The 23184-nt window shown below is 71.3% G+C and carries 21 protein-coding genes and 1 pseudogene; 13 read left to right on the top strand and 9 right to left on the bottom strand.

All coding sequences use genetic code 11. From position 1 onward, the window contains the following. Positions 1-66 precede the first annotated feature (66 nt). Entirely contained in the window at positions 67-1686 is a 1620-nt protein-coding gene (locus OG322_RS12455) for an N-acyl-D-amino-acid deacylase family protein (RefSeq protein WP_329306411.1), read from the top strand. A 12-nt stretch (positions 1687-1698) separates the two neighbouring features. Here the strand turns inward: OG322_RS12455 and OG322_RS12460 are convergent, their stop codons facing one another. Then, entirely contained in the window at positions 1699-2538 is an 840-nt protein-coding gene (locus OG322_RS12460; protein ID WP_329306412.1) for a siderophore-interacting protein, read from the bottom strand. A gap of 91 nt (positions 2539-2629) precedes the next feature. Here OG322_RS12460 and OG322_RS12465 point away from each other — a divergent pair, with 91 nt between their 5' ends. Then, positions 2630-3448, top strand: a complete 819-nt coding sequence (locus tag OG322_RS12465; RefSeq protein WP_329306413.1) for a TetR/AcrR family transcriptional regulator — start codon at positions 2630-2632, stop codon at positions 3446-3448. 21 nt (positions 3449-3469) lie between these two features. On the opposite strand, the gene OG322_RS12470 is transcribed toward OG322_RS12465, so the two are convergent. Further along, a complete protein-coding gene (locus OG322_RS12470; protein ID WP_185095377.1) occupies positions 3470-3637 on the bottom strand; it encodes a hydrophobic protein in 168 nt (55 codons plus the stop codon). 120 nt (positions 3638-3757) lie between these two features. Between OG322_RS12470 and OG322_RS12475 the strand changes: the two genes are divergently transcribed. Next, a complete protein-coding gene (locus OG322_RS12475) occupies positions 3758-4609 on the top strand; it encodes a DUF1206 domain-containing protein (RefSeq protein ID WP_123461292.1) in 852 nt (283 codons plus the stop codon). 60 nt (positions 4610-4669) lie between these two features. Here the strand turns inward: OG322_RS12475 and OG322_RS12480 are convergent, their stop codons facing one another. Further along, the gene (locus OG322_RS12480) at positions 4670-5563 is read right to left on the bottom strand and encodes a S1 family peptidase (protein ID WP_329306414.1); all 894 of its coding nucleotides are present in this window, start codon (positions 5561-5563) and stop codon (positions 4670-4672) included. 298 nt (positions 5564-5861) lie between these two features. Between OG322_RS12480 and OG322_RS12485 the strand changes: the two genes are divergently transcribed. From OG322_RS12485 to OG322_RS12500, 4 genes are all read left to right on the top strand, one after another. Further along, on the top strand, positions 5862-6074 hold the full coding sequence (locus tag OG322_RS12485; RefSeq protein WP_123461290.1) for a DUF4287 domain-containing protein: 213 nt from the start codon (positions 5862-5864) through the stop codon (positions 6072-6074). 45 nt (positions 6075-6119) lie between these two features. Then, a complete protein-coding gene (locus tag OG322_RS12490) occupies positions 6120-6953 on the top strand; it encodes an arylamine N-acetyltransferase family protein (protein WP_329306415.1) in 834 nt (277 codons plus the stop codon). Between the two features lie 258 nt (positions 6954-7211). Continuing rightward, positions 7212-8423 carry a pyridoxal phosphate-dependent aminotransferase gene (locus OG322_RS12495; protein ID WP_123461288.1) on the top strand — a complete coding sequence of 404 codons (1212 nt, stop codon included), beginning with the start codon at positions 7212-7214 and terminating at the stop codon, positions 8421-8423. Positions 8424-8525: 102 nt separating this feature from the next. Then, the gene (locus OG322_RS12500; protein WP_123461287.1) at positions 8526-8942 is read left to right on the top strand and encodes an SCO4983 family protein; all 417 of its coding nucleotides are present in this window, start codon (positions 8526-8528) and stop codon (positions 8940-8942) included. Positions 8943-9067: 125 nt separating this feature from the next. On the opposite strand, the gene OG322_RS12505 is transcribed toward OG322_RS12500, so the two are convergent. After that, a complete protein-coding gene (locus OG322_RS12505; RefSeq protein ID WP_123461286.1) occupies positions 9068-10894 on the bottom strand; it encodes a phosphoenolpyruvate carboxykinase (GTP) in 1827 nt (608 codons plus the stop codon). A 213-nt stretch (positions 10895-11107) separates the two neighbouring features. Between OG322_RS12505 and trhA the strand changes: the two genes are divergently transcribed. The 3 genes from trhA (at position 11108) to OG322_RS12520 (ending at position 14136) form a co-directional block, all read left to right on the top strand. Beyond that, positions 11108-11803, top strand: a complete 696-nt coding sequence (gene trhA / locus OG322_RS12510) for a PAQR family membrane homeostasis protein TrhA (protein WP_123461285.1) — start codon at positions 11108-11110, stop codon at positions 11801-11803. Positions 11804-11974: 171 nt separating this feature from the next. Next, positions 11975-13492 carry an MFS transporter gene (locus tag OG322_RS12515; RefSeq protein ID WP_266411097.1) on the top strand — a complete coding sequence of 506 codons (1518 nt, stop codon included), beginning with the start codon at positions 11975-11977 and terminating at the stop codon, positions 13490-13492. Positions 13493-13503: 11 nt separating this feature from the next. Next, complete coding sequence (locus OG322_RS12520) at positions 13504-14136, top strand: TetR/AcrR family transcriptional regulator (RefSeq protein WP_123462413.1); 633 nt, start codon at positions 13504-13506, stop codon at positions 14134-14136. Between the two features lie 6 nt (positions 14137-14142). Here the strand turns inward: OG322_RS12520 and OG322_RS12525 are convergent, their stop codons facing one another. Next, on the bottom strand, positions 14143-16188 hold the full coding sequence (locus OG322_RS12525) for a thioredoxin domain-containing protein (RefSeq protein WP_329306416.1): 2046 nt from the start codon (positions 16186-16188) through the stop codon (positions 14143-14145). A gap of 9 nt (positions 16189-16197) precedes the next feature. Then, positions 16198-17121: a restriction endonuclease subunit S gene (locus tag OG322_RS12530; RefSeq protein WP_124284889.1), complete on the bottom strand. Its 924-nt coding sequence runs from the start codon at positions 17119-17121 to the stop codon at positions 16198-16200. A 241-nt stretch (positions 17122-17362) separates the two neighbouring features. On the opposite strand from OG322_RS12530, the gene OG322_RS12535 reads away from it, so the two are divergent. Beyond that, the gene (locus OG322_RS12535) at positions 17363-17635 is read left to right on the top strand and encodes a hypothetical protein (protein ID WP_124284888.1); all 273 of its coding nucleotides are present in this window, start codon (positions 17363-17365) and stop codon (positions 17633-17635) included. After that, positions 17632-18039, top strand: a complete 408-nt coding sequence (locus OG322_RS12540) for a PIN domain-containing protein (protein ID WP_124284887.1) — start codon at positions 17632-17634, stop codon at positions 18037-18039. The genes OG322_RS12535 and OG322_RS12540 overlap by 4 nt, the downstream gene beginning before the upstream one ends. A gap of 32 nt (positions 18040-18071) precedes the next feature. Here the strand turns inward: OG322_RS12540 and OG322_RS12545 are convergent. After that, positions 18072-18228, bottom strand: a pseudogene (locus OG322_RS12545) (DUF255 domain-containing protein); the annotation flags it as partial. 402 nt (positions 18229-18630) lie between these two features. Between OG322_RS12545 and OG322_RS12550 the strand changes: the two are divergent. Further along, positions 18631-21900 (top strand): tetratricopeptide repeat protein, encoded by a 3270-nt coding sequence (locus OG322_RS12550; RefSeq protein ID WP_329306417.1) that lies wholly within the window; start codon positions 18631-18633, stop codon positions 21898-21900. A gap of 137 nt (positions 21901-22037) precedes the next feature. On the opposite strand, the gene OG322_RS12555 is transcribed toward OG322_RS12550, so the two are convergent. Continuing rightward, positions 22038-22283, bottom strand: a complete 246-nt coding sequence (locus tag OG322_RS12555; RefSeq protein ID WP_123461280.1) for a hypothetical protein — start codon at positions 22281-22283, stop codon at positions 22038-22040. Position 22284: 1 nt separating this feature from the next. Beyond that, on the bottom strand, positions 22285-23166 hold the full coding sequence (gene mca, locus OG322_RS12560; protein WP_123461279.1) for a mycothiol conjugate amidase Mca: 882 nt from the start codon (positions 23164-23166) through the stop codon (positions 22285-22287). Positions 23167-23184 lie beyond the last annotated feature (18 nt).

A 23184-nucleotide genomic window follows, 5' to 3' on the forward strand; every position in this document is an offset into this window, starting at 1 on the left:
TCGGGCGCCCTCTGAGGCGCGGGGGTCCGGGGCAGCGCCCCCGGACCCCCACTGAAAGGCACTCCCATGGACCTCGTCATCCGCGACGCCCGCGTCATCGACGGCACCGCCACCCCCTCCTACCGCGCCGACGTCGCCGTACGCGACGGCCGCATCGCGGAGATCCACCCCGAGCACGCCCCGGGCCCGCGTCCCACCGCCGCCCGCACGCTCGACGCCGACGGCCTCGCCCTGTCCCCCGGCTTCGTCGACATGCACGCCCACAGCGACCTCGCCCTGCTCCGCGACCCCGACCACAGCGCGAAGGCCGCGCAGGGCGTCACCCTCGAAGTCCTCGGCCAGGACGGGCTGTCGTACGCCCCCGTCGACGACCGCACCCTCGCCGAGGTCCGCCGCTCCATCACCGGCTGGAACGGCGACGGGAGCGACATCGACTTCGACTGGCGCACCGTCGGCGAGTACCTGGACCGTCTCGACCGCAACTTCGGCGGCCGGGGCATCGCCGTCAACGCCGCCTATCTGATCCCGCAGGGCACCGTCCGGATGTACGCGGTCGGCTGGGACGACCGGCCCGCCACCGACGCCGAGCTGACCCGGATGAAGCAACTCGTCGCCCAGTCCATGGCCGAGGGCGCCGTCGGCATGTCCTCCGGGCTCACCTACACCCCGGGCATGTACGCGGACGACGCCGAACTCACCGAGCTGTGCCGGGTGGTGGCCGGACACGGCGGCTACTACTGCCCGCACCACCGCTCCTACGGGGCGGGCGCGCTGGAGGCGTACGAGGAGATGGTGCGGCTCACCCGTACCGCGGGCTGCGCGCTCCATCTCGCGCACGCCACCATGAACTTCGGCGTGAACGAGGGAAAGGCGCCGGAACTGCTCGCCCTCCTCGACCGGGCCCTGGACACGGGCGCCGACATCTCCCTCGACACCTACCCGTACACCCCGGGCTGCACGACGCTGGTCGCCATGCTGCCGAGCTGGGCGAGCGAGGGCGGACCGGAGTCGGTCCTGTCCCGTCTCGCCGACGGCCCGACGGCCGCGAGGATCCGCCACGCCATGGAGGTCGTCGGGGCGGACGGCTGCCACGGCGTGCCGATCGAGTGGGACCGCATCGAGATCTCCGGCGTCAGCGTGCCCGGCCTCGGCGAGTACGTCGGCCGTACGGTGGCCGAGTCCGCGCGGCTGCGCGGCGAGGAGCCCTGGGTGACCGCCCGGCGGCTGCTCCTTGACGACCGGCTCGGCACGACGATCCTTCAGCACGTGGGCCACGAGGACAACGTCCGGCAGATCATGCGCCACCGCGTCCACACCGGCGGCAGCGACGGCATCCTCCAGGGCGACAAGCCGCATCCGCGCGCGTACGGCACCTTCCCGCAGTATCTCGGCCGGTACGCGAGGGAGTTGGGCATCCTGCCCCTGGAGGAGTGCGTCGCCCACCTCACGTCCCGCCCGGCGGCCCGGCTGCGGCTGGCCGACCGCGGTCAGGTACGCGAGGGGTACCGCGCCGACCTGGTGCTCTTCGACCCCTCGACGGTGGCCGCGGGCTCGACGTTCGACGAGCCGCGCGCCCTGCCCTTCGGTATCCCGCACGTACTGATCGACGGCCGCTTCGTCATCGAGGACGGCAAGCGGACCCAGGTCCTGGCCGGCCGGGCCGTGCGCTCCGCGCCCCGCGGGTAGCAGCCGCTCCGCTCAGGCCCCGGCCGCCCGCTCCCGCGCCCACGCCAGGTCGTCCTCGGTGGGTGCGTCGTCCTGGGTGAGCGCCCGCCGCCAGTAGCCGCTGAACTCGACGGCGGACCTGGGCAGTCCGCGTTCCTCGACGAGATGGCGGCGCAGCGCCCGGACCGTGCCGGCCTCCCCCGCGAGCCAGGCGGCCGCGCTCCCCCCGGGCAGCGCGGCCGACCGGACCGCGTCCAGCAGCGATTCGCCCCGGTCCCGGTGCACCCAGCGCAGGGTCAGCTCGGCCGCGGTGTCGAACCGCTGCTCCTCGGCCGCGTCGGCGACCTCGGCGCAGACCGTCACCGGCGCCCCGGCCGACAGGGATTCGAGGATCGTCCCGATCGCCGGGAGCGCCGACTCGTCGCCGGCCAGCAGCAACCGGCCGGCCTCGGGCAGCGGCCGCGCGTACGCCGAGGACGGGCCGACCATGCCGACCACGTCCCCGGGCCCGGCACCGAGAGCCCAGCGGGTGGCGGGCCCGCCGTCGCCGTGGAGCACGAAGTCGACGGCCATGAGGCCGGAGCCGGGATCGTACGAGCGGACGGTGAAGCTCCGCATGAGCGGCCGCTCCGGTTCGGGGATCGCGAGGCAGGCCTCGTACCAGCGCATTCCGTAGGTGTCCTCGGCGTCCGGCTCCGGCAGCCGGGGCGCGTGCTGCCCCTGCCTCGGGAAGCAGAGCTTCATCTGCTGGTCGGGCCGGTCCTCCATGACCGACGCCAGCGCGTCCCCGGAGAAGGTGACCCGCAGCATCCGCGGGCTGATCCGCTCGACACCCGCGACCCGCACATACGACACAGTCAAGGTCCGCACCACCGCTGCGACACCAGCCTCTCATCGGAGTTTGATACTTTACGGCATAAGGAGTTGCGGGAGCGAAGTTACTTTACGACGTAAGGAGTCGCAAGTGGTGGTCTATGCCGGGCAGGGCGATGCCCGACGGTCGATGTCCCTGCTGTGGCGCTCGGCCGCACCGCAGGAGCCGGGCCGCACCCCCGGTCCCGGCCCCAGGCCCGGACTGACGGTCGACGCGATCGTGGCCGCCGCGATCGCCGTCGCCGACGAGGACGGCATGGCCGCGCTCTCGATGCGGGCGGTGGGCGAGCGGGTCGGGCGCACGGCGATGGCGCTCTACACCTACGTTCCCGGCAAAAGCGAACTGCTGGACCTGATGTACGACGCGGTGCACGCGGAGCTCCCCGGCGACCGGCCCGCAGGGGGCGACTGGCGTACGGAGCTGACGCGTTGGGCGCAGGACACACTCGCGTTCTTCCTGCGCCACCCCTGGGTGCTCCAGGTCTCGCAGGCCCGTCCGGTGCTCGGCCCGCACGAGTACGCCGCACTGGACACGCTCGTGCGCTGCCTCTACGGCACGGGGCTCGACGCCGCGGTGCTGCGGCGCCTGGTCGGGACGCTGTTCCACTTCGTGCGGGGCGCCGCACAGACCGTCGCCGACGCGCGCGAGGCGGCGTCGGCGACGGGGCGGCCGGACGAGGAGTGGTGGTACGCCCGCTCGGCGGCGCTCGTCGAGCTGGTCCCGGACTTCGCGGACCGCTACCCGGAGCTGAGCCGGATGGAGCGGGAGTCGGCGCCCCCGCAGCCGACGGGGGACGACACGGTGCCGTATCCGGAGCGGGAGGCGCGGGAGACGTTCACCGCAGGGCTGGACGTACTGCTGGACGGCATCGAAGCGGCGGTCCGGCGGGGCCGGGGGCCGGGCGCGTGAACACGCCCTGACCCCCTGGAGTCACCAGCGGTACCAGCGGCCGCGACTGGCGCCGGAACCCGAACGCATGACAAAGCCGAGCAGCCATACCGCGAGCACGATGGCCGCTATCCACCAGAGCAGATTGAGCGCGAACCCGGCACCGAAGAGAGCCAGGACGACCAGAAGAACTACCAGCAGGGGAACCATGTTTATCAACCTCCATAAATTCGAGTGCCCCGGCTCTGCCGATCCACACCTCCTTGCCCGAGCTCCTGTCGCACTCGGGCGAAACAGTTTCCCAGCCGTTTTCACGGGCACCCGGGGCACATGAATATTTCTGCGACAGCCCGAAAAGGGCACGGAAAGGCAAGACGCGCAGGAAATGGTTCAACGATCGAGGCGGGCGGCCGTGCGGGATTCGTGGCCCGTGGGTTGATCTACTTCCTGGTCGGCGTCCTGGCGCTGCGCATAGCGTTCAACGACACCGGTGGCGGTGGCGGAAAGACGGCCGACCGGGGCGGGGCGCTCTCGGAGATCGCGCAGAAGCCCTTCGGATCGGTCCTGTTGTGGGTCCTCGGTGCCGCACTGGCGGGCATGGCCCTGTGGCGGCTGTCCGAGGCCGCCTTCGGGGCCGCGGGCCCCGACGGGCAGAAGACGACCAAGCGGCTGGCATCGGCGGGGCGCGCCGTCTTCTACGGCTTCGTGTCCTACTCGGTCCTGATGTTCGCGGCGGGCGACCGGGGCAGCGGAAGCGGCTCCAGCGACGCGCAGTCGCAGGACGTCACGGCAAGGGTCCTGGACATGCCGGGCGGCCGCTGGCTGGTGGGGGCGGGCGGCGTGGCCGTCGTCGGCGCGGGTCTGTGGATCGCCGGCCGGGCCGCACTCCGCAAGTTCCACAAGCATCTGCGCATGGGCGAGATGTCACGCACCGAACGACGGGCCGTGGACATCACCGGCGTCTTCGGCGGGGTCTCCCGCGGGCTGGTCTTCGCGGTGGCGGGCGGTTTCGCCGTGGCCGCCGCGGTGAAGGCCCGGTCCGGGGAGGCGAAAGGTATGGACGACACGCTGCGGTCCTTCAGCGCGACCCCGGCCGGCCCGTGGCTGCTGGCCCTCGTCGCGGTGGGGCTGGCGGCCTTCGGCCTCTTCTCCTGCGCGAACGCCCGGTGGCGCCGGATCTGAGCGAGTGGGGGCAGGGCGGGAGTGCTGCTCCTCCCGCCCCGCCCAACTGCGCCTCAGCCGTTACGGCTTGGGCAGCTGGCACCCTGCGGCGCTCAGGTCGAACTTGTTGCCTGCGCCGATGCACGGCACGATGCCGTAGGTCTCCTGGGCGTAGTTGATGCCCTTGCGGACCGTCACCTGACCGTTCTCATCGACCTCGCACGGGTTGTTGTCCGTGCACTTCTGCCCGTCCTCGTTACCGGTGTTGTTGACGGCGACGACCTTGCCGGTGGTGTTGTCGATCACCGGCGAGCCCGACGTGCCGCCGATGGTCTGGCAGGCGGAGGTGTAGCGGACCGAGTCCTTCCAGGTCCACTCCCCCTCCTTGAGGCGGTAGACGAACCCGTCGACGTTGCAGCTGTACGTGCGCTTCCAGTACCCGGACGCCACCGTGATCGCGGCGCCCTGCACCGGGTGCGCGGTGTTGAGTTCCAGCGCCTTGATCCCGTAGCGGCTCTCGATCTGGGCGTACGTGGAGGTGAGTTGGTACACCGATATGTCGGTGTCCGTCATCGTCCCGTACGCGATCTTGCTCGCCCGCAGCGTGCCGACGCCGCCGCCCGAGGAGTTCAGCAGGGTGAAGCTGCGGGTGGACGGCTGGTTGAGCACGACCTCACCGGGCCCGGGGAAGCCCGACTCCATGCAGTGCCCGTTGGAGAGCACGAGCGCGGGATCGCCCGGCTGGGAGCCGGGCGTACGGACGACCGATCCCGAACAGTTGCTGAGCGCCACCGTCCCGGCGAAGCCGATGGCCTTGGCCCCGGCCTTCGCCTTGACTGCCGCGCGGCTCGATGATGCTGCCGCCTTGACCGTGCTGGGCGCTGCCGCGTCGTGGCTTGTGGCCGCGGTTGCGGGCGCGGTACCGGCTCCGAGGAGCAGCACGGCGAAGAGCGCACCGACGAGAGGCTTTTTCATGTGGGGGTCCCCTCCAGTGACCTGCGCAGAGCGTGTGGAGCCTCTGCGACCGAAGTTCTTCCGGTTTTGACATGCGCATGGTGGCGTATTGAGGGGAGCCGCACAAGGGGCGGATTCACGCCGACCGGGCGGTTCCGCGCCGACCGGGCCGTTCCGCGGGCCGGGACGGGATCGGCCGGGGCCAGGTGGCGGTGGTGATCGGCGAGCGAGGCGTCGCCCGTCACCACCGCCACCTGCCCGGCGGGGATTCATCCGGCTTTCCCGGGCGACTGTCATACCCAGCTGACAGACTTCCGTCATGACTGACGCAGTGAAGGGCCCCGCCAGCTATTTCCCGTCCATCGAGCAGAAGTACGGCCGCCCGGTCGCGGAGTGGAAGGACCTCATCCGCGCCTCGCCGCTGACGAAGCACATGGAGCTCGTGGCATGGCTCAAATCCGAGCACGCGATGGGGCACGGCCACGCCAACGCCCTGGTCGCGCACACGCTCGCCGAGGACAAGGGCGAGTAGTCCGGCCGTGGGCGCGGGGCCGCCCCGGCTGCGTACCGTCGGAGCATGACTTCCGATCACGAGCACGTGCTGGACCTCGACGCCTATCTCGCCCGCATCGGCTGGAGCGGGGAGCGCCGGCCCACCGCGGCGGTGCTGCGCTCGGTGCACCGTGCGCACGCGCTGGGCATCCCGTTCGAGAACCTGGACCCCGTCCTGGGCACCGTGCCCTCGCTCGCCCCGGCCGATCTGGAGGCGAAGCTCGTACACGGTGAGCGCGGTGGCTACTGCTACGAGCACAACACCCTGCTCACCGCCGCGCTGCGGGCGCTCGGCTTCGAGGTCACGCTGCTCTGTGCCCGGGTCGTGCTGGGCGCGCGCCCCGGGGACATCCGGCCGCGGACACACATGCTGTTGCGGGTCGGGGTGCCGGGCGAGCCGACGCCGTATCTCGCCGATGTCGGCTTCGGCGCCCGCGGCTCGCTGCTGGAGCCGATCGCGCTGGTCGCGGGAGCCGAACTGCACGACACCCCGCGCCGCCACCGGCTCGTCCACCCGCCGCACGACGGGCCGCTGGAGCTGTGGGAGCTCCAGGCGGAGACGGACGGCGGGGCGTGGGAGGCGCAGTACGCGTTCACGGTGGAGCCGTTCGAGGCGCCCGACTTCGAGGTCATCAACTGGCACATCGCGACCAACCCGCGCTCGCCGTTCGCGCATCTGCTGTACGTCCAGCGCACCACCGAGGACGCCCATCTGGCGCTCGCCGGCCGCAGCCTCGTGGTGACGGCGAACGACGGCGGGCGCGAGGAGCGGGAGCTGGCGGACGCCGCCGAGGTGGAGCGGGTCCTCGCGGACGCCTTCGCGATCCGGCTGCCGGAGGGGACCCGGCTGCCGGAGTGACGCGGCGTCCGCCCGGTGTACGGGGGGTGGGCCCCTGCTCGACCCGGCGCCCCGTGGCGCATCTCACCCGCTCTCGTCCGTCACGCCCCGTCCCCACCCCTTTCCAAGCCCGGCCCCCGTCCGCGCCCCGGGTTCCCACGGTTCGCGGGCGGTGCGCGCATGGGATGGAAGCCGGGCCGGACGGGCGGGCGACACGGGTGGGTCAACCTGCGGGGAAAGGCCGGGCACCCCGCGAAACACAGTCGTAAGCTCACAGACATGCAGGTCATCCAGTCCACGAAGCTCGCCAACGTCTGTTACGAAATCCGGGGCCCCGTGCTGGAGGAGGCGATGCGGCTGGAAGCAGCAGGCCATCGCATCCTCAAGCTGAACACCGGCAACCCTGCCGCGTTCGGTTTCGAGTGCCCGCCGGAGATCCTTGAGGACATCCTGCGCAACCTCTCCGGGGCGCACGGCTACGGCGACGCGAAGGGGCTGCTGTCCGCGCGGCGGGCGGTGATGCAGCACTACCAGACCAAGGGGATCGACCTCGACATCGAGGACGTCTACCTGGGCAACGGGGTCTCCGAGCTGATCCAGATGTCGATGCAGGCGCTGCTCGACGACGGGGACGAGGTGCTCGTACCGGCTCCGGACTATCCCCTGTGGACCGCGTCGGTCTCGCTGGCCGGCGGCACGGCCGTGCACTACCGCTGCGACGAGCAGTCCGACTGGATGCCGGACCTCGCCGACATCGAGCGGAAGATCACCGACCGCACCAAGGCCATCGTGATCATCAACCCGAACAATCCGACGGGTGCGGTGTACGACGACGAGATGCTGCGCGGGCTGACGGAGATCGCCCGGCGCCACAACCTGGTCGTCTGCTCCGACGAGATCTACGACCGGATCCTGTACGACGGGGCGACTCACACCCCGACCGCCGCCATCGCGCCCGATCTGATGGTGCTCACCTTCAACGGGCTCTCCAAGAACTACCGGGTGGCCGGATACCGCTCCGGCTGGATGGCGGTCTGCGGGCCGAAGGCGCATGCCTCCTCGTACATCGAGGGGCTCACGATCCTGGCCAATATGCGACTGTGCGCCAATATGCCGTCGCAGCACGCCGTGGCCTCCGCGCTCGGCGGGCGGCAGTCGATCAACGAACTGGTGCTGCCGGGCGGCCGCATCCTGGAGCAGCGGGACGTGGCGTACGACCTGCTGACGCAGATCCCGGGCGTGACCTGCGTGAAGCCGAAGGGGGCGCTGTATCTCTTCCCGCGGCTCGACCCCAAGGTCTACAAGATCAAGGACGACCGGCAGATGGTCCTCGACCTGCTGCGGGCCGAGAAGATCATGGTGGTGCAGGGGACGGGGTTCAACTGGCCGGAGCCCGATCACTTCCGGGTGGTGACGCTGCCCTCGACCGAGGACCTGACGGACGCGATCGGCCGGATCGCCCGCTTCCTGGACGGGTACGGCCAGGTGTAGACCCGGTCTCGGCGACGGCCTTCACCACCCGGTCCCGAATCTGGACAACTTTAGACTGAATCCAAGCTAGGATGGATCCACAGCAACACCAGGAGGCCATCCATGTACGAACCGATCCGCACCAAATCGGTCCACACACCGGCCGACCACGCCGACGACTTCCCGCACCGCACCCGCGAGGAAGAGCTGGACATCCAGCTCGCCGGACATCTGGCCGCACTGCTCGCGGTCACCGACGAACTGGGACTCGGCGAGGCGGGCGACCGCATCGCCGAACAGGTCGCACGGTTGCGCGGCGCGCCGCCCGCCCGGCACGCCGGTCTGACCGAGACACCCGCACCCGCCCTGCACCGCCGCGCCCACGCCCTCGCGGGCCGCGCGCTGGTGGTGGCGGCGTCCCGCGCCGACACGGCCGTCGCGATCCTCTCGGCCGAGCGCATGGACGCCCACGCCGCAGCGGCCCCGGCCACTGCCGACGACTCCTCCGCCGCCCCGTCGCGCCTGGTCGGCGCCCTCTGACGGCCCCGGTCCACGGGCCGTAGAGGCGCGTGGACCGGGTGCCACCTACTCGCGGGCGCCGCGGCGCCCGCGTGAGGACCGAACCTCCTGCCCGGGCTGTCGGCCCGAGGGATCAGCCCGAGGGATCAGCCCAGGCGCTGGACCAGCGCGCGGTACTCGTCCCACAGCTCCTTCGGCGTGTGCTCACCGAAGGTGTTGAGGTGCTCGGGGATCAGCGCCGCCTCCTCGCGCCAGACCTCCTTGTCGACCTTGAGCAGGAAGTCCAGGTCCGACTCGGAGAGGTCCAGGCCCTCGGTGTCGATCGAACCCTTGGCCGGCAGGATGCCGATCGGGGTCTCGACACCCTCGGCCTTGCCCTCCAGGCGCTCGACGATCCACTTCAGGACCCGGCTGTTCTCGCCGAAGCCGGGCCAGACGAACTTGCCCGCGTCGTTCTTGCGGAACCAGTTCACGTAGTAGATCTTCGGGAGCTTCGACTGGTCGGCCTTGTCCGCGCCGACCTTGATCCAGTGGTTCATGTAGTCGCCCATGTTGTAGCCGCAGAACGGCAGCATGGCGAACGGGTCGCGGCGCAGCTCGCCGACCTTGCCCTCGGCGGCGGCGGTCTTCTCGGAGGCGACGTTGGCTCCGAGGAAGACACCGTGCTGCCAGTTGAAGGACTCGGTGACCAGCGGTACGGCGGAGGCGCGGCGGCCGCCGAAGAGGATGGCCGAGATCGGCACGCCCTTCGGGTCCTCCCACTCGGGCGCGATGATCGGGCACTGACCGGCCGGGACGGTGAAGCGGGCGTTGGGGTGGGCGGCGGGCGTACCGGACTCGGGGGTCCAGTCGTTGCCCTTCCAGTCCGTGAGGTGCTCGGGGAGCTCCTCGGTCATGCCCTCCCACCAGACGTCGCCGTCGTCGGTGAGCGCGACGTTGGTGAAGACGGAGTTGCCCCACATGGTCTTCATGGCGTTGGCGTTGGTGTGCTCACCGGTGCCGGGCGCGACGCCGAAGAAGCCGGCCTCGGGGTTGATCGCACGGAGCCGGCCGTCCTCGCCGAACCGCATCCAGGCGATGTCGTCGCCGATGGTCTCGACGGTCCAGCCGGAGATCGTGGGCTCCAGCATGGCGAGGTTCGTCTTGCCGCAGGCGCTCGGGAAGGCCGCCGCGACGTACTTGGACTCCCCGCGCGGCGGAGTGAGCTTGAGGATCAGCATGTGCTCGGCGAGCCAGCCCTCGTCGCGCGCCATGACGGAGGCGATGCGCAGCGCGTAGCACTTCTTGCCGAGCAGGGCGTTGCCGCCGTAGCCGGAGCCGTAGGACCAGATCTCGCGGTCCTCGGGGAAGTGCGAGATGTACTTGGTGGAGTTGCAGGGCCACGGAACGTCCTCCTGGCCCTCCTCCAGGGGTGCGCCCAGGGTGTGGACGGCCTTGACGAAGAATCCGTCGGTGCCGAGCTCGTCGAGGACGGGCTGCCCCATGCGCGTCATGGTGCGCATCGAGACGGCGACGTACGCGGAATCGGTGATCTCGACGCCGATCGCGGAGAGCGGCGAGCCGACGGGGCCCATGCAGAAGGGCACGACGTACATGGTGCGGCCGCGCATGGAGCCGCGGAAGACGCCCTTGTCCCCCACGAAGATCTCCCGCATCTCGGCGGGGGCCTTCCAGTGGTTCGTCGGACCGGCGTCCTCCTCCTTCTCGGAGCAGATGAACGTACGGGTCTCGACCCGCGCGACATCGCTCGGGTCGGAGGCGGCGTAGTACGAGTTCGGGCGCTTGATCTCGTCGAGTTTGGTGAACGTGCCCTTGGCCACGAGCTCCCCGCACAGGCGCTCGTACTCGGCCTCGGAGCCGTCGCACCAGACCACCCGGTCCGGTTCGGTGAGGGCTGCGATCTCGTCGACCCAGGAGACGAGCTCCTGGTGGTTGGTGGGAACAGTGAGGGGAGCCGCGATGTCGCGCGCCACGATCGCTCCTTGATGAGGGTATGTGTTTGGTAGTTGCCCCGTGGGGGCTGCGACCCGGATGCTTCTACCCCTTCGAATTTCCCCTGGCGCTCATCCGGTGCCGACCGCACTCATTTGATCATCCGACCATTCCGCCCATATGTCCAGAGGGCCGCCCACGTGAGCATCACCACTCATATTCGCAACCTACGGTGGCGTAGGTACGATGCGGGAATGACTGCCGCCGCCGCGCCCGAACCTGCCGGGCTGGAACCAGCCGAGACCGACGCCGTCCCGCTGAAGCCACGGATGCGCGGCTGGCTGCACGCCGGCATGTTCCCCGCGGTCCTCATCGCCGGCATCGCGCTCATCGCGCTCACGGACACCACGCGCGGCCGGATCGCCTGCGGCATCTACATCCTGACCGCGTGCCTGCTGTTCGGCGTGAGCGCCGTCTACCACCGCGGCACCTGGGGGCCGCGCGGCGAGGCCGTGCTGCGCAGGCTCGACCACGCCAACATCTTCCTGATCATCGCGGGCACCTACACCCCGCTGACCCTGCTGCTCCTGCCCCGTTCCACCGGGACCCCTCTCCTGTGGGCGGTCTGGGGCGCGGCGGCCGCGGGCATCGCCTTCCGGGTGTTCTGGGTCGGCGCCCCGCGCTGGCTCTACACGCCCTGCTACATCGCGATGGGCTGGGCCGCGGTCTTCTTCCTGCCGGACTTCATGCGGACCGGCGGGATCGCGGTGCTCGTCCTGATCGTCGTCGGCGGGCTGCTCTACAGCGCCGGCGGCGTCATCTACGGCATCAAGCGGCCGAACCCGTCACCGCGCTGGTTCGGGTTCCACGAGGTCTTCCACTCCCTGACCCTGGCGGCGTTCGTCGTGCACTACGTCGGCATCTCCCTGGTGGCGTACAGCCAGGGCTGAGCCCAGCAACCCCCACAAACCCTCCCTCACCTCACGGCCGCGGCTTCCGAGCCGCGGCCATTTCGTATGCCGCGCCCCCCCCCGGCGGCAGGAAAGAGCACGGATCGGATTGACACTCCACATCTTTTGATAGTTATTGTCACTTGACAGTAACTATCAAAGGAGCTGGACATGACCAGACGCTGGTGGGCCCTGGGCGCACTGATGGCGAGCATGCTCGTCCTCGGCTTCGACATGACGATCCTCAACGTGGCACTGCCGACCATGGCCGGAGACCTCGGCGCCACCACCGGCGAGCAGCAGTGGATGGCCGACGCCTATGTCGTGGTGTTCGCCGCCCTGATGCTTCCGGCGGGCCTGCTCGGCGACAGATTCGGGCGCCGCCGGATGCTCATCACCGGTCTGGGCATCTTCCTCGCCGGCTCGGTCGTCGGCGCGCTCGCCGACGGCGTGACCTCCGTCGTGGCCGCCCGCTGCGTCATGGGCGTCGGCGCCGCACTCGTGATGCCGCTCGCCATGGCCGTACTGCCCTCGCTCTTCGGCGAACCGCAGGACCGGATCAAGGCCATCGGCATCGTCTCGGCCGCCTCCGCGCTCGGTATGCCGCTCGGCCCGATCCTCGGCGGCTGGCTGCTCGACCACTTCTGGTGGGGCTCGATCTTCCTGGTCAACATCCCGATGGTCGGCATCGGCATCACCGCCTGCGTGTTCCTGCTTCCCGAGACCCGCGACCCCTCGGCACCGCGGGTCGACGCGGTGTCCACCACGCTGACCGCGGTCGGCCTCGGCGCCCTCATCTACGCGATCATCGAGGCGCCGGGCCGCGGCTGGGGCGACCCGCTCGTGCTCGCCGTGCCGGCCACGGGCGCGGTGCTGCTCGCCTTGCTCGTCCTGCGGGAGCGCAAGGCCGTGCGCCCGATGCTCGACATGTCGCTGCTGCGGCAGCGGCCGTTCCTGCTGAGCGCGCTCGCCGCGACGCTCGTGATGTTCGTGATGGCGGGGCTGATGTTCATCCTGCCCGGGTACCTCCAGGCCGTCCTGGGCAACGACGCCTTCGGTACGGGGGTGCGGATGCTGCCGATGATGGGCGGGCTGGTCGTCGCCGCGAAGGCGGGCGGCCCGGTCACCGCGCGCTTCGGGGCCCGCGCCACGATGTCCGCCGGGCTGATCGTGCTCGCCTTCGCCGCGCTGCTCGGCAGCCGCACGACGGTCGACAGCGGCTACGGCTTCACCGCGCTATGGCTCTCCGTCGCCGGGCTGGGCTTCGGCTTCGCCGTCGTGCCCGCCATGGACGCCGCCCTGGGTACCCTGCCCGCGGACCGGGCGGGCAGCGGATCGGGGCTGCTGATGACCGTACGCCAGACGGGCAGCGCCCTCGGGATCGCGCTGCTGGGGAGCCTGCTCGCCGGCACCTACAGCGGGCGGCTCGACACCACCGGCGTACCGGCCGCCGCCGCGGACACCGCCGGGGACTCGGTCGTCGCCGCCCACGCCGTCGCCGCACGGCTCGGTGCGCAGCGGCTCGCGGACTCCGCCGACGCGGCGTACGTACACGGCATGAGCCTGGTCCTGCTCGTCATCGCCGCCACCGCACTGGTCAGCGCCCTGCTGGTCGGGGCGTTCCTGACCGACGCCCGTCAGGGGCGCAGCGAGCAGCCCGACGTGGTCGCCTCGCCTGTCGATGCCTGACAATGACGACCATGGCCGCCACCCCCCGTACCCCGTCCCCCACCGCCCCCGGCGCGCAGCCCCCGATGGGGCTGCGCGAGCGCAAGAAGCTCAAGACCCGGGTCGCGATCCGGCAGGCGACCTACCGTCTGATCACCGAGCAGGGGTATGACGCGACGACCATCGAGCAGATCGCGGAGGCGGCCGAGGTGTCGCCCAGCACGGTGTTCCGGTACTTCGCGACCAAGGAGGACATCGTCCTCACCGACGAGTACGACCCGGTCATGGAAGCCGCGCTGCGGAGCCGGCCGGCCGATGAGCCGCCGCTGGTCTCACTGCGGTTGATGATGGCCGAGACGCTGACGTCGTTCATCGCCGAGGAGGACGAGGAGCTGCGCCAGCGCACCCGGCTGATGGTGGAGGTCCCCGCCATCCGGGCGCGGATGACGGAGACCATGTCGGAGACGGCGAAGGTGCTCTCCCGGGTGCTCGCCGACCGCAGCGGCCGCAGTGCGGACGACCTGCGCGTCCGGGTCTTCGTCGCGGCGGTGCTGGGTGCGCTGCGCGAGGTGGCGCTGTACTGGGGCGAGCACGGCCAGGAGGGCGACCTCGTCACCATGGTCGGCGAGGCCCTGGACTCGCTGGAGGGCGGCCTGCGGCTGTGACGCCGGTCAGGACGCGGCGCCCCCCAGGGCGCGCGCCAGCTCCTCCCGGTCCGTGGTCGGCGCGTCGCAGACGAAGTGCCGGCACACGTACGCGGTCGGCGCGCCGTCCACCATCGGACGGTCCGCCAGCAACGGGAACTCCGCACCGGACGTCTCCCCCGCCGCGACCACCGCACCCGGCGCCCGGCCCAGCAGCGCCGTACGGTGCAGCTCGCCGCCGACCGGTCCGGCGACGGCCACCTCGCGCGGGCCGTCGAGCAGCGCCTCGGCCACCGCGAGTCCCCAGCCGATGAACCGCGGCGCCTTCGGCCCCAGCGCCTTCACCACGCCCAACGCCCTCTCGGCGGCGGTGCGGTGGGGCTCCGATCCGGTGTGGGCGGCGTACGAGAGCAGCGCGCCGGCCGCCGCGGTCCAGCCGGCCGGGGTGGCGCTGTCGGTGGGGTCCTGCGGGCGGCGGATCAGCTGCTCGGCATCGTCCGCGGTGTCGTAGAACTGCCCGCCCTCGCCGGTGAAGTGCTGGAGCACGATGTCCAGCAGGAAGCCCGCGAACTCCAGCCAGACCCCCTCGCCGGTGACCGCGGCCAGCGCGAGGAAGCCCTCCGCCACATCGCCGTAGTCCTCCAGCACCCCGGCGTGCGCGCCGGCGCGGCCGTCCTTCGAGGTACGGGCCAGCCGGGCGACCGGGCCCATGTGGAGCCGCACCAGCAGGTCCGCGGCCTCGGTGGCGCGCTCGATCAGGTCAGGGCGGTCGAAGTACGCGCCCGTCTCGGCGAGCGCCGCGACGGCCAGCCCGTTCCACGCGGCGACCACCTTGTCGTCCCGCCCCGGCCGCTTGCGCAGCTCACGGGCGGCGAGCAGCCGGGCCCGCACATCGGCGGCCCGCGCGTCGTCCACGACCTGGCCCGTCCGCGGCGGGCGGTGCGGGCCCTTCGGCGGGAGCTGGAGCACCGAGGAACCCTCCTCGAAGGTGCCTTCCTCGGTCACCCCGAAGTGCTCGGCCGCGAACGCGGCGTCGTCCTCGCCCAGCACCTCGCGCAGCTGCGCCGGCGTCCAGACGTAGTACGCGCCCTCGACGTGCTTGCCGTTGGCGTCCTCGCTGTCCGCGTCGAGCGCGGAGGCGAAGCCGCCCTCGGCGGTACGCAGCTCCCGGACCATGAAGTCGGCGGTCTCCAGGGCCACCCGCCGGGCCAGTTCCGAGCCGGTCGCGCGCCACAGGTGGGCGTACACGCGGCAGAGCAGCGCGTTGTCGTAGAGCATCTTCTCGAAATGCGGTACGACCCACTCCCGGTCCACCGAGTAGCGGGCGAAGCCGCCGCCGAGCTGGTCGTACATCCCGCCCCTGGCCATCGCCTCGCAGGTGTCGGCCGCCATCTGGAGCGCACCGTCCGCGCCGGTACGGGCGTGGTGGCGCAGCAGGAACTCGATCGTCATCGACGGCGGGAACTTGGGGGCGCCGCCGAAGCCGCGGTTCTTCTCGTCGTACTCGCGGGTGAGTCCGAGCAGGGCCTGCGCCAGCTCCGACTCGGCCGGAAGGCCCTCCCCGCCGTGCGCGAGTGAGCGCTGCGACAGATCGCGGACGATGCGTCCGGCGACCTCGCCGACCTCGTCGCGCCGGTCGGTCCAGGCGGCGACGACGCCTTCGAGCACCTGCCGGAAGGACGGCAGGCCGTGGCGGGACTCGGGCGGGAAGTACGTCCCGAAGTAGAAGGGTTCGGCGTCGGCGGTGAGGAAGACGGTCATCGGCCAGCCGCCCTGGCCGGTCGCCGCCTGCACGGCCTCCATATAGACGGCGTCGACGTCGGGGCGCTCCTCGCGGTCGACCTTGACCGGCACGAAGTGCTCGTTCAGGTACGCCGCGACGTCCTCGTCCTCGAACGACTCATGCGCCATCACATGGCACCAATGACACGCCGAGTAGCCGACCGACAGCAGAACGGGCACATCGCGCCGGCGCGCCTCGGCGAAGGCCTCCGGCCCCCAGGGCCACCATTCCACCGGGTTCTCGGCGTGCTGCAGCAGATACGGCGAGGTCGCGCCCGCGAGACGATTCACGCCGTCACCCTACTCATGGCAGGCAACGGGACAACTATCGAAACGACGGCCGATTCGCCCGAGTGCCGGCGGTACCCCGGGCAGGCTTTCCCCATAGGCGTCGAAGCTCGCCATGGCTTCGCCGATGGACCGCTGGGTGTCGAGATCGGGAAGGGCAACGGGAAGCATCCCGAGCACCTCGAGCGAGACGGTCCGCAGAGCCATGCTCCCGGTCGAATGAGTGTCGAGCCACTCCCGAGCTCCGGGGCTGCGCAGGAACGCCACCAGGTAGTGGGAGTCAACGATGCCGGGAGGGCTGATCACAAAACAGCCGGTGCCGCAGACCCAGCCTCGCTGCTCGTCTCCGACCACGGCGCATCGCCCGAGATCGCCCCGGCGGGCGACCACGATGTCACCGCGATTCAACCGAAAGCGGTCAAGTCGTTCGGCCTGCTGCTCGGAGATGCACTTGATGCCGTCCACGATGAAGCCGATGTCCGAGATGTCCTTCGGCATCACAACGGGAACCCCGCCGGCCTCCACGTCGTCCTGAGCCCGGACCAGGCTTCCCGAGGGCCCAGCGAGCAGCCGCACGGGACGACCACCGACCGTCGACCCGCCGCTCACCACGTCCTTCAGCGGCAGGTTCTGGCATCGGACGCCGTCCCGTGCCAGCTGATCCTGTGCCCCGGCGATCTGCGCCAGTTCCGCTCCGAGTTCCGATGTCTCGCGGTTGCGCCGCTCGAAATCGGCCAGCATGGCGCTCAGGTCTGCGGCCCCGCCCGGCCCGCTCTCCGTCCGGAGGTAGGTCCTCGGATCCAAGTTGCCGGCGTTCTCGATGAGTTCGGAGTAGGCAACCGATCGGGAAAAGCCCGGCTCGTCCACCTCCTCCGAGGCTCCGAGCCATAGCCGGAAGCGATCTGCGATGCGATCGACCTCCTCGCCCGACAGCACGCGAGGCCGCTCCGACGACCGGCCCCCCACGCTGCGCGCAGCCCAGATCACATCAAGAGGGCGGCTCAGGCTCTCCTGCCCACAGGCCGACCCACGGCTCCTCGATCGGGCCCAGAGATGCCGCTTGCCGGCCGGGATGGCCGACCTCGCCCGGATGCACTGTCAGCGGAGGCCGGTCGGCACACGAAGGGGAGCACGGAAGATCTCCATCATGTAATAGAACGTGTCTTACACTATGGGCATGAAGCCGACCAGAGCTGGGACCACAGAGAACATTTCCGTGTCCATGCCCACAGAGCTGATCAGCGAGCTCCGCTCTCGGACCGGTCGCCGCGGGCTGTCCAGCTACATCGCCGACGCTGTCAGACACCAGCTCGCCATGGACGGGCTCGCCGAGATCGTCGCGTCGCACGAAGAGGAGCACGGCACGCTCACGGAGCAGGAGATCGATGCAGCTCGCCGCGAACTCTTCGGGGAAGAGAACGCCGGGGACGTCGAACGGGGCGCTGCGTGAAGGAGCAGCCGGCCCGCTCCCTGGTGCTCGCCTCCGAGGCACTCTCCCTGCTTCTGCGCAACGACCGCAGAATGGCAGCTCGCATCGAGGCGTCCCGGCAGGCCGGAGTGCCTGTCCTCGTCTCTGTGCTGACCATCGTTGAAGCAGCACAGGGGAAGACCGATCTGGCGCGCTTGAAGTGGGTACTCTCCCGGCTGCGAGTGGAACCGGCCAGCCAGGAAGACTCCCTGACCGCGGTGGCGCTACTCCGGGACGCGGGTGGGCTGCACGGGCACAAGTACGCCATCGACGCTCTCGTCGCAGCGCTGGCGCTCCGAGCTCCGGCCCCCGTGATCGTCCTGACCTCCGACCGCGACGACTGGTCGAAGCTCTGCGGAGGCCGCGTGATCATCAGAGAGGTGTGAGGCCGCGTACTACTCGGTCTGCGAGTTCACCGGCACCAACGACACGCCGAGTAGCCGACCGACGGCAGAACGGGCACATCGCGCCGCCGTGCTTCCTCGAAGGCGTCCGCTCCCCCAAGGCCACCAGTCGACGGGATGCTCAGCATGCTGAAGCAGATGAGGCGAGGTCACACCGGCCAACCGGTTCATGCGATCCAGCCTCTCGCAACGCCCAACCCCGTCGGTGAAGCCTGCGTGGACCCTGCCTCGCTTGGCCGAACGGCACTTGTGCGCCATCACGTGGTGGATGTCAGCCTCACCACTGGGTAACAACTCGCCTCCCGCGATGACGGCCGCTTCTCCACGGCTTCGACGATCTCTGCCACGAGGGCACGCGCGGAGGGACGGGGCCATCGCGGTGGGGTGACGCCGGTCGGGCACGGGTCGCCGTTGCCGCGGCCGGTCGTGGTCCCGCGCCCCGTTTCCCGCGCAGGGCTGTCGGCGCAGTCTCGCGGGCTCCCTGTTGCGCACGGGCCCGAGGCAGGAGACTGGTACTCCGTGGGACCGGGTGCCGGCCGGCCGACGGGCTGGAACCGAGGGGGACTTATGCGGATGCGGGACAGCCACCGGGCGGACGCCGAGAGGCTGTTGGTGCGGGCCGTGGAGGAAGAGGCGCGGCGCACCGGCGGACGAACGGACTCCGGCGTGCTGATGACGCGTGCGCGGGGCGCCCTGGACACCATGGCGTCGGGTGCGGCCGAGGAGTACGCCTCGTACGTCCAGGCGCTCGACGCCGCGGCGGCCGGGCAGATACCGCTGGCGGCCCGCCTCAACCGGGCCACGCTGGGAACACCGCTGCTGGTCACGGGAGTTGCCGCGACCGCGGCCTTCGGTGCGGATCTGGTGCTCGGCACGGCGTCGGGCCTGGCGCTCGGCGCGGGGGCCGTCGTCGCGGTCGCGGGCGCCACCGCGACCGTCGCCAAGGTCACCGCTTCGCACTGGCCTGCCGCCTCCCGCCGGGCGGGAGCCCTCGGACAGCCGGGCGGGACCGAGCAGTTGCGGCTCCAGTGGCTGACGGCGCTGGAGGTACGGGGCATCCGCCCGTTCCTCGACCAGCAGCGGATGCTGACCGCCTCGTCCCGCACCCCGGCGAAGAAGGCCGCCTCCGCACAGACCCGCACCGCCCCGGCCCTGCGCGGCGGGGACCGCAGTGCGGCGGCGCGCATGCGCTCGCTCCTTGAGCAGTCGTTCGGCCATCTCCCCTCGCCCGACAGCCGGTTCGCCGGGCGCCGGGCCGAGCTGGCCCGGATCGGCCAGTGGGTGCACGCGGCCCGTGCGTCGACGGAGACGAAGCCGACCGTGGTCGTGCTGCACGGCCCGCCGGGCGCCGGGCGCACCACGCTGGCCGTGCGGGCGGCGCACGATCTCAAGGACCAGTTCCGGGGCGCGTGCGTGGTGGACCTGCGCGGCGGCGCGGACGGTGAGCCGCCGCTGCCGACCCGGGACGCGCTGCTCCATCTGCTGAACCGGCTGGGCGCCCCCCGCGAGCAGCTGCTGTTCCGGGACGGGGGCTCCGCCGGCGCCTCGGGAGCGGGGGCCCGGGGAGGGTCCTCCGCCGAGCAGCAGGTGCGCCGGCTCAGCGAGCTGTACCACCAGCATCTCACCGGCACGCCGGTGACGATCGTCCTCGACGACGCCAGTGACGCGGAGCAGGTCCGCACGCTGATCCCGGAGCGTTCCGACAGCCTCGTCCTGGTCACCGCCCGCGAGCCGCTCGATCTGCCCGGGTCCCTTCCGGCGTGGGTGCACCAGCTGGAGGTCGGGGCGCTGGACCCGGCGGGCGCGGAGGAGCTGCTGCGCGAGGCGTCCCAGGAGGAGGACCAGGGCCCGTACGACTACCCGTCGAGCGAGGCGGTCACCGAGCTGTGCGGCGGGCTGCCGCTGGCGCTGCGGATCGCGGGTTCCTCGCTCGGGGCCCGTACCCCGAGCGCGCTGGCCGCCGATCTCGCCGCGTACGGCCCGGTGCCACCGGTCGAGCGGGCCCTGTGGCTGCGCTACACCGACCAGTCCGAGCAGGCGCGGCGGCTGCTGCGCCGGCTCGCGCTGGCCGGACGGGCCAGTCTGGGCGCCGCGGCGGCGGCCTCGCTGCTGTCGGCCGACGAGCAGGAGGCCGAGCGGCTGCTGACCGCCCTGTCCGGGGCCGGGCTGCTGGATCACGTACGGGGTTCGCGCTACCGGCTGCACGACCTCGTACGGGGCTTCGCCCTGGCCCGGCTGCTCGACGAGGAGGAGCCGGCCGAGCGCACGGCCGCGCAGGAGCGGCTGATCGTCAACTACGCGGAGCTGGCCGGTGCGGTGATCCGGATGGTGGACGGCAAGATGTCCACCCGGGCCGGGCAGTTCGGCTCCCACGGCTTCACCTCCCTGGACGCGGCGCTGCGCTGGCTGGACGAGGAGTCGAGCTTCATCACGTCCGCGCTGCGGCACGCCGAGGGCGTCGACCAGGCGGCGGTGCTCGATCTGCTGGGCGCGCTGTGCGACTACTGCCTGCTGCGCGGCGACCTCTACCGGCTGGGCGAGATCAGCGAGTTGACGCAGGCGGTCGACCAGGGGCTGCTGGAGCGGTCGGTGCAGTGGCGTACCGGGATCGCGGCCCGCCAGCTCGGCGAGCTGGACAAGGCGCGCACCACGCTGTCCTCCGTCGTCGGCCTGTACCGCGAGGCGCAGAACGACTCGGGTACGGCGCTGGCGCTCTGTTCGCTCGGCATCACCCTGCACCACCAGGGCAATCTGACGGAGGCGGCGGCGCGGCTGCGGGAGGCGCTCGAACTGCAGACCTCCGACGGCCAGGCCGCGGACCGGGCCTGGTCGCTGCACGCGCTGGCCGCGGTGGAGCGCGACCGGGCGCACCCGGCCGAGGCGCTGACGCTCCTGGACACGGCACTGGTCCTGCACCGCGAGGGCGAGTCGCTGCACGGGGAGGCCTGGACGCAGTTCCAGCTGGGTCAGGTGCGCTTGCGGCTGGGCGATGTGGAGCGGGCCGAGCTCGCACTGCGTACGGCCCTCGACCTGTACGGGCGCACCCGCGACGAGCGCGGCGAGGCCTGGGCGCTGACCCAGCTGGCCCGCGCCAGGCTGCTGGACGGCGATCCGGCGCCCGCGGTCGAGCAGCTGAACGCGGCCCTGTCCCGGCACCGCGACAACGAGGACGCGCGGGGCGAGGCGTGGACGCTCTACTACCTGGGCCAGGCCCTGGAGGAGACCGGCGACACCGATCAGGCGGTACGGCAGCTGGAGCGGTCCCGCACGATGTTCTCCCGGATGCGGGACGTGTACGGGCTGGCGTGCGCCCGGCACCACTCGGGCCGGGTCACCCGCGACCAGCGGGCCGCGCAGACGGGCAACCTGCGCAACTCCGGCTTCGCCCGCCAGCTCCTGGTGGACGCGCGGGCCGACTTCCGGCGCATCGGGGTCCCCCACGGGGAGGCCTGGACGTGTCTGGAGCTGGCCCTGATCGACGCGGGCAACCATCGCGCGCCGCAGGCGCTGGACCTGTGCGGCGAGGCGGCCGAGCTGTTCGACTCGTACGGCGACGCACGCGGCGCGGACTGGGCCCGCTTCCTGCGCTGCACGCTGCTGCCGTACGCGTCACCGGGCGGCATCGAGGTGGGCACGGTGGTGGCCCAGCAGGAACTCGCCGACCTGATCGCGGCGGGCCACCCGACCCGGGACGGCAAGCTGGAGGACTGCGCGGAGGCGTTCCGGGTGGTCCTGAACCGCGGAGTGGACCTGGAAGACGGCTGGCAGGCCTGGCGCCTGGGCCTGACCCCGACCCGTCACGCCCGGGAAATCATGGGCGTACGGATCCCGGCAAGGCCGTAACCCCGGCCGGCCGGAACAGGCCCGCCCGGCGATCGAGGGCATCCCTCAAGCCCGTCCGGCGCTTGAGGACACCCCCAGCCCGCCCGGCGACCGAGGGCGGAGCGGCCACCGGACCCCCGGTGCCGCCCCGCCCCCCACTACTTCTGCTTCGCGGAACCCGCGGAGCCCGAGGCACCGGCCCCGGCCCCCACACCCTCCGGCGCCTCCGGAGCTTCCTCGAAGTCGACCTTGCCCATGTGCCGGTTCATCGACTTCATCAGCAGCCACACGCCGACGGCGAGCGCAGCGAAGACGATGAAGCCGAGGACCCCGGGGGTCACCTTGTTCTTGTCCAGTTCCTCGGCGAGCGGGACGAGGTGCGTCAGTGCCTGAGTCGCGTACATATCAGGCATTGTCGCGGATGCCCGCGAAGAGGTCGCTCTCGGGGAGGGAGGTATCGACGAGGGACTTCGCCAGCTCGTACTCCTCGGTCGGCCAGACCTCCCGCTGGATGTCCATCGGAACCCGGAACCAGCCGCCCTCCGGATCGATCTGCGTCGCGTGCGCGATCAGCGCCTTGTCGCGGATCTCGAAGAAGTCCGCGCACGGAACATGCGTGGTCAGCGTGCGTTCGGCGCGCTCGAACTCCTTCCAGCGCTCCAGCCAGTCCCCGTACGGGGACTCCAGCCCGCGGGCCAGCAGCGCCTCGTGCAGGGCCACCGTGCGCGGCTTGTTGAAGCCCTGGTTGTAGTAGAGCTTCTGCGGCGTCCAGACCGGACCGAACTCCGCCTCGGGGAACCTCTCGGCGTCTGCCGCGCCCTCGAAGGCGATCATCGAGACCGTGTGGGTCATGATGTGGTCGGGGTGCGGGTAGCCCCCGTTCTCGTCGTACGTGGTGATGACCTGCGGCCGGAACGCGCGGATCTTCGCGACGAGACGCCCCGCCGCCGTCTCCTCGTCCTCCAGCGCGAAGCAGCCCTCGGGCAGCGGCGGCAGCGGGTCGCCCTCGGGCAGCCCGGAGTCGACGAAGCCGAGCCACTCCTGCTTCACGCCCAGGATCGCCCGGGCCTCGTCCATCTCCTTCCTGCGTACCTCGTGGATGTTCTCCTCGATGTACGCGTCGCCCTGGAGTTTCGGATTGAGGATGGAGCCGCGCTCGCCGCCCGTGCAGGTCACTACCAGCACGTCCACCCCCTCGGACACGTACTTGGCCATGGTCGCCGCGCCCTTGCTCGACTCGTCGTCGGGGTGGGCGTGCACGGCCATCAGTCGAAGCTGCTCAGTCAAGACTCGATCCTCAGTGAT

Source organism: Streptomyces sp. NBC_01260 (assembly GCF_036226405.1).
Classification (GTDB): Bacteria; Actinomycetota; Actinomycetes; order Streptomycetales; family Streptomycetaceae; genus Streptomyces; species Streptomyces laculatispora.

Excerpts from the sequence above, each read along its gene's own strand:
- OG322_RS12475 (WP_123461292.1), top strand. The coding sequence starts at position 3,758 with ATGAATATTTCTGCGACAGCCCGAAAAGGGCACGGAAAGGCAAGACGC.
- OG322_RS12480 (WP_329306414.1), bottom strand. The coding sequence starts at position 5,563 with ATGAAAAAGCCTCTCGTCGGTGCGCTCTTCGCCGTGCTGCTCCTCGGA.
- OG322_RS12455 (WP_329306411.1), top strand. The coding sequence starts at position 67 with ATGGACCTCGTCATCCGCGACGCCCGCGTCATCGACGGCACCGCCACC.
- trhA (WP_123461285.1), top strand. The coding sequence starts at position 11,108 with ATGACTGCCGCCGCCGCGCCCGAACCTGCCGGGCTGGAACCAGCCGAG.
- OG322_RS12520 (WP_123462413.1), top strand. The coding sequence starts at position 13,504 with ATGGCCGCCACCCCCCGTACCCCGTCCCCCACCGCCCCCGGCGCGCAG.
- OG322_RS12495 (WP_123461288.1), top strand. The coding sequence starts at position 7,212 with ATGCAGGTCATCCAGTCCACGAAGCTCGCCAACGTCTGTTACGAAATC.
- OG322_RS12470 (WP_185095377.1), bottom strand. The coding sequence starts at position 3,637 with ATGGTTCCCCTGCTGGTAGTTCTTCTGGTCGTCCTGGCTCTCTTCGGT.
- OG322_RS12555 (WP_123461280.1), bottom strand. The coding sequence starts at position 22,283 with ATGTACGCGACTCAGGCACTGACGCACCTCGTCCCGCTCGCCGAGGAA.
- OG322_RS12490 (WP_329306415.1), top strand. The coding sequence starts at position 6,120 with ATGACTTCCGATCACGAGCACGTGCTGGACCTCGACGCCTATCTCGCC.
- OG322_RS12485 (WP_123461290.1), top strand. The coding sequence starts at position 5,862 with ATGACTGACGCAGTGAAGGGCCCCGCCAGCTATTTCCCGTCCATCGAG.
- OG322_RS12515 (WP_266411097.1), top strand. The coding sequence starts at position 11,975 with ATGACCAGACGCTGGTGGGCCCTGGGCGCACTGATGGCGAGCATGCTC.
- OG322_RS12500 (WP_123461287.1), top strand. The coding sequence starts at position 8,526 with ATGTACGAACCGATCCGCACCAAATCGGTCCACACACCGGCCGACCAC.
- OG322_RS12535 (WP_124284888.1), top strand. The coding sequence starts at position 17,363 with ATGAAGCCGACCAGAGCTGGGACCACAGAGAACATTTCCGTGTCCATG.
- OG322_RS12550 (WP_329306417.1), top strand. The coding sequence starts at position 18,631 with ATGCGGGACAGCCACCGGGCGGACGCCGAGAGGCTGTTGGTGCGGGCC.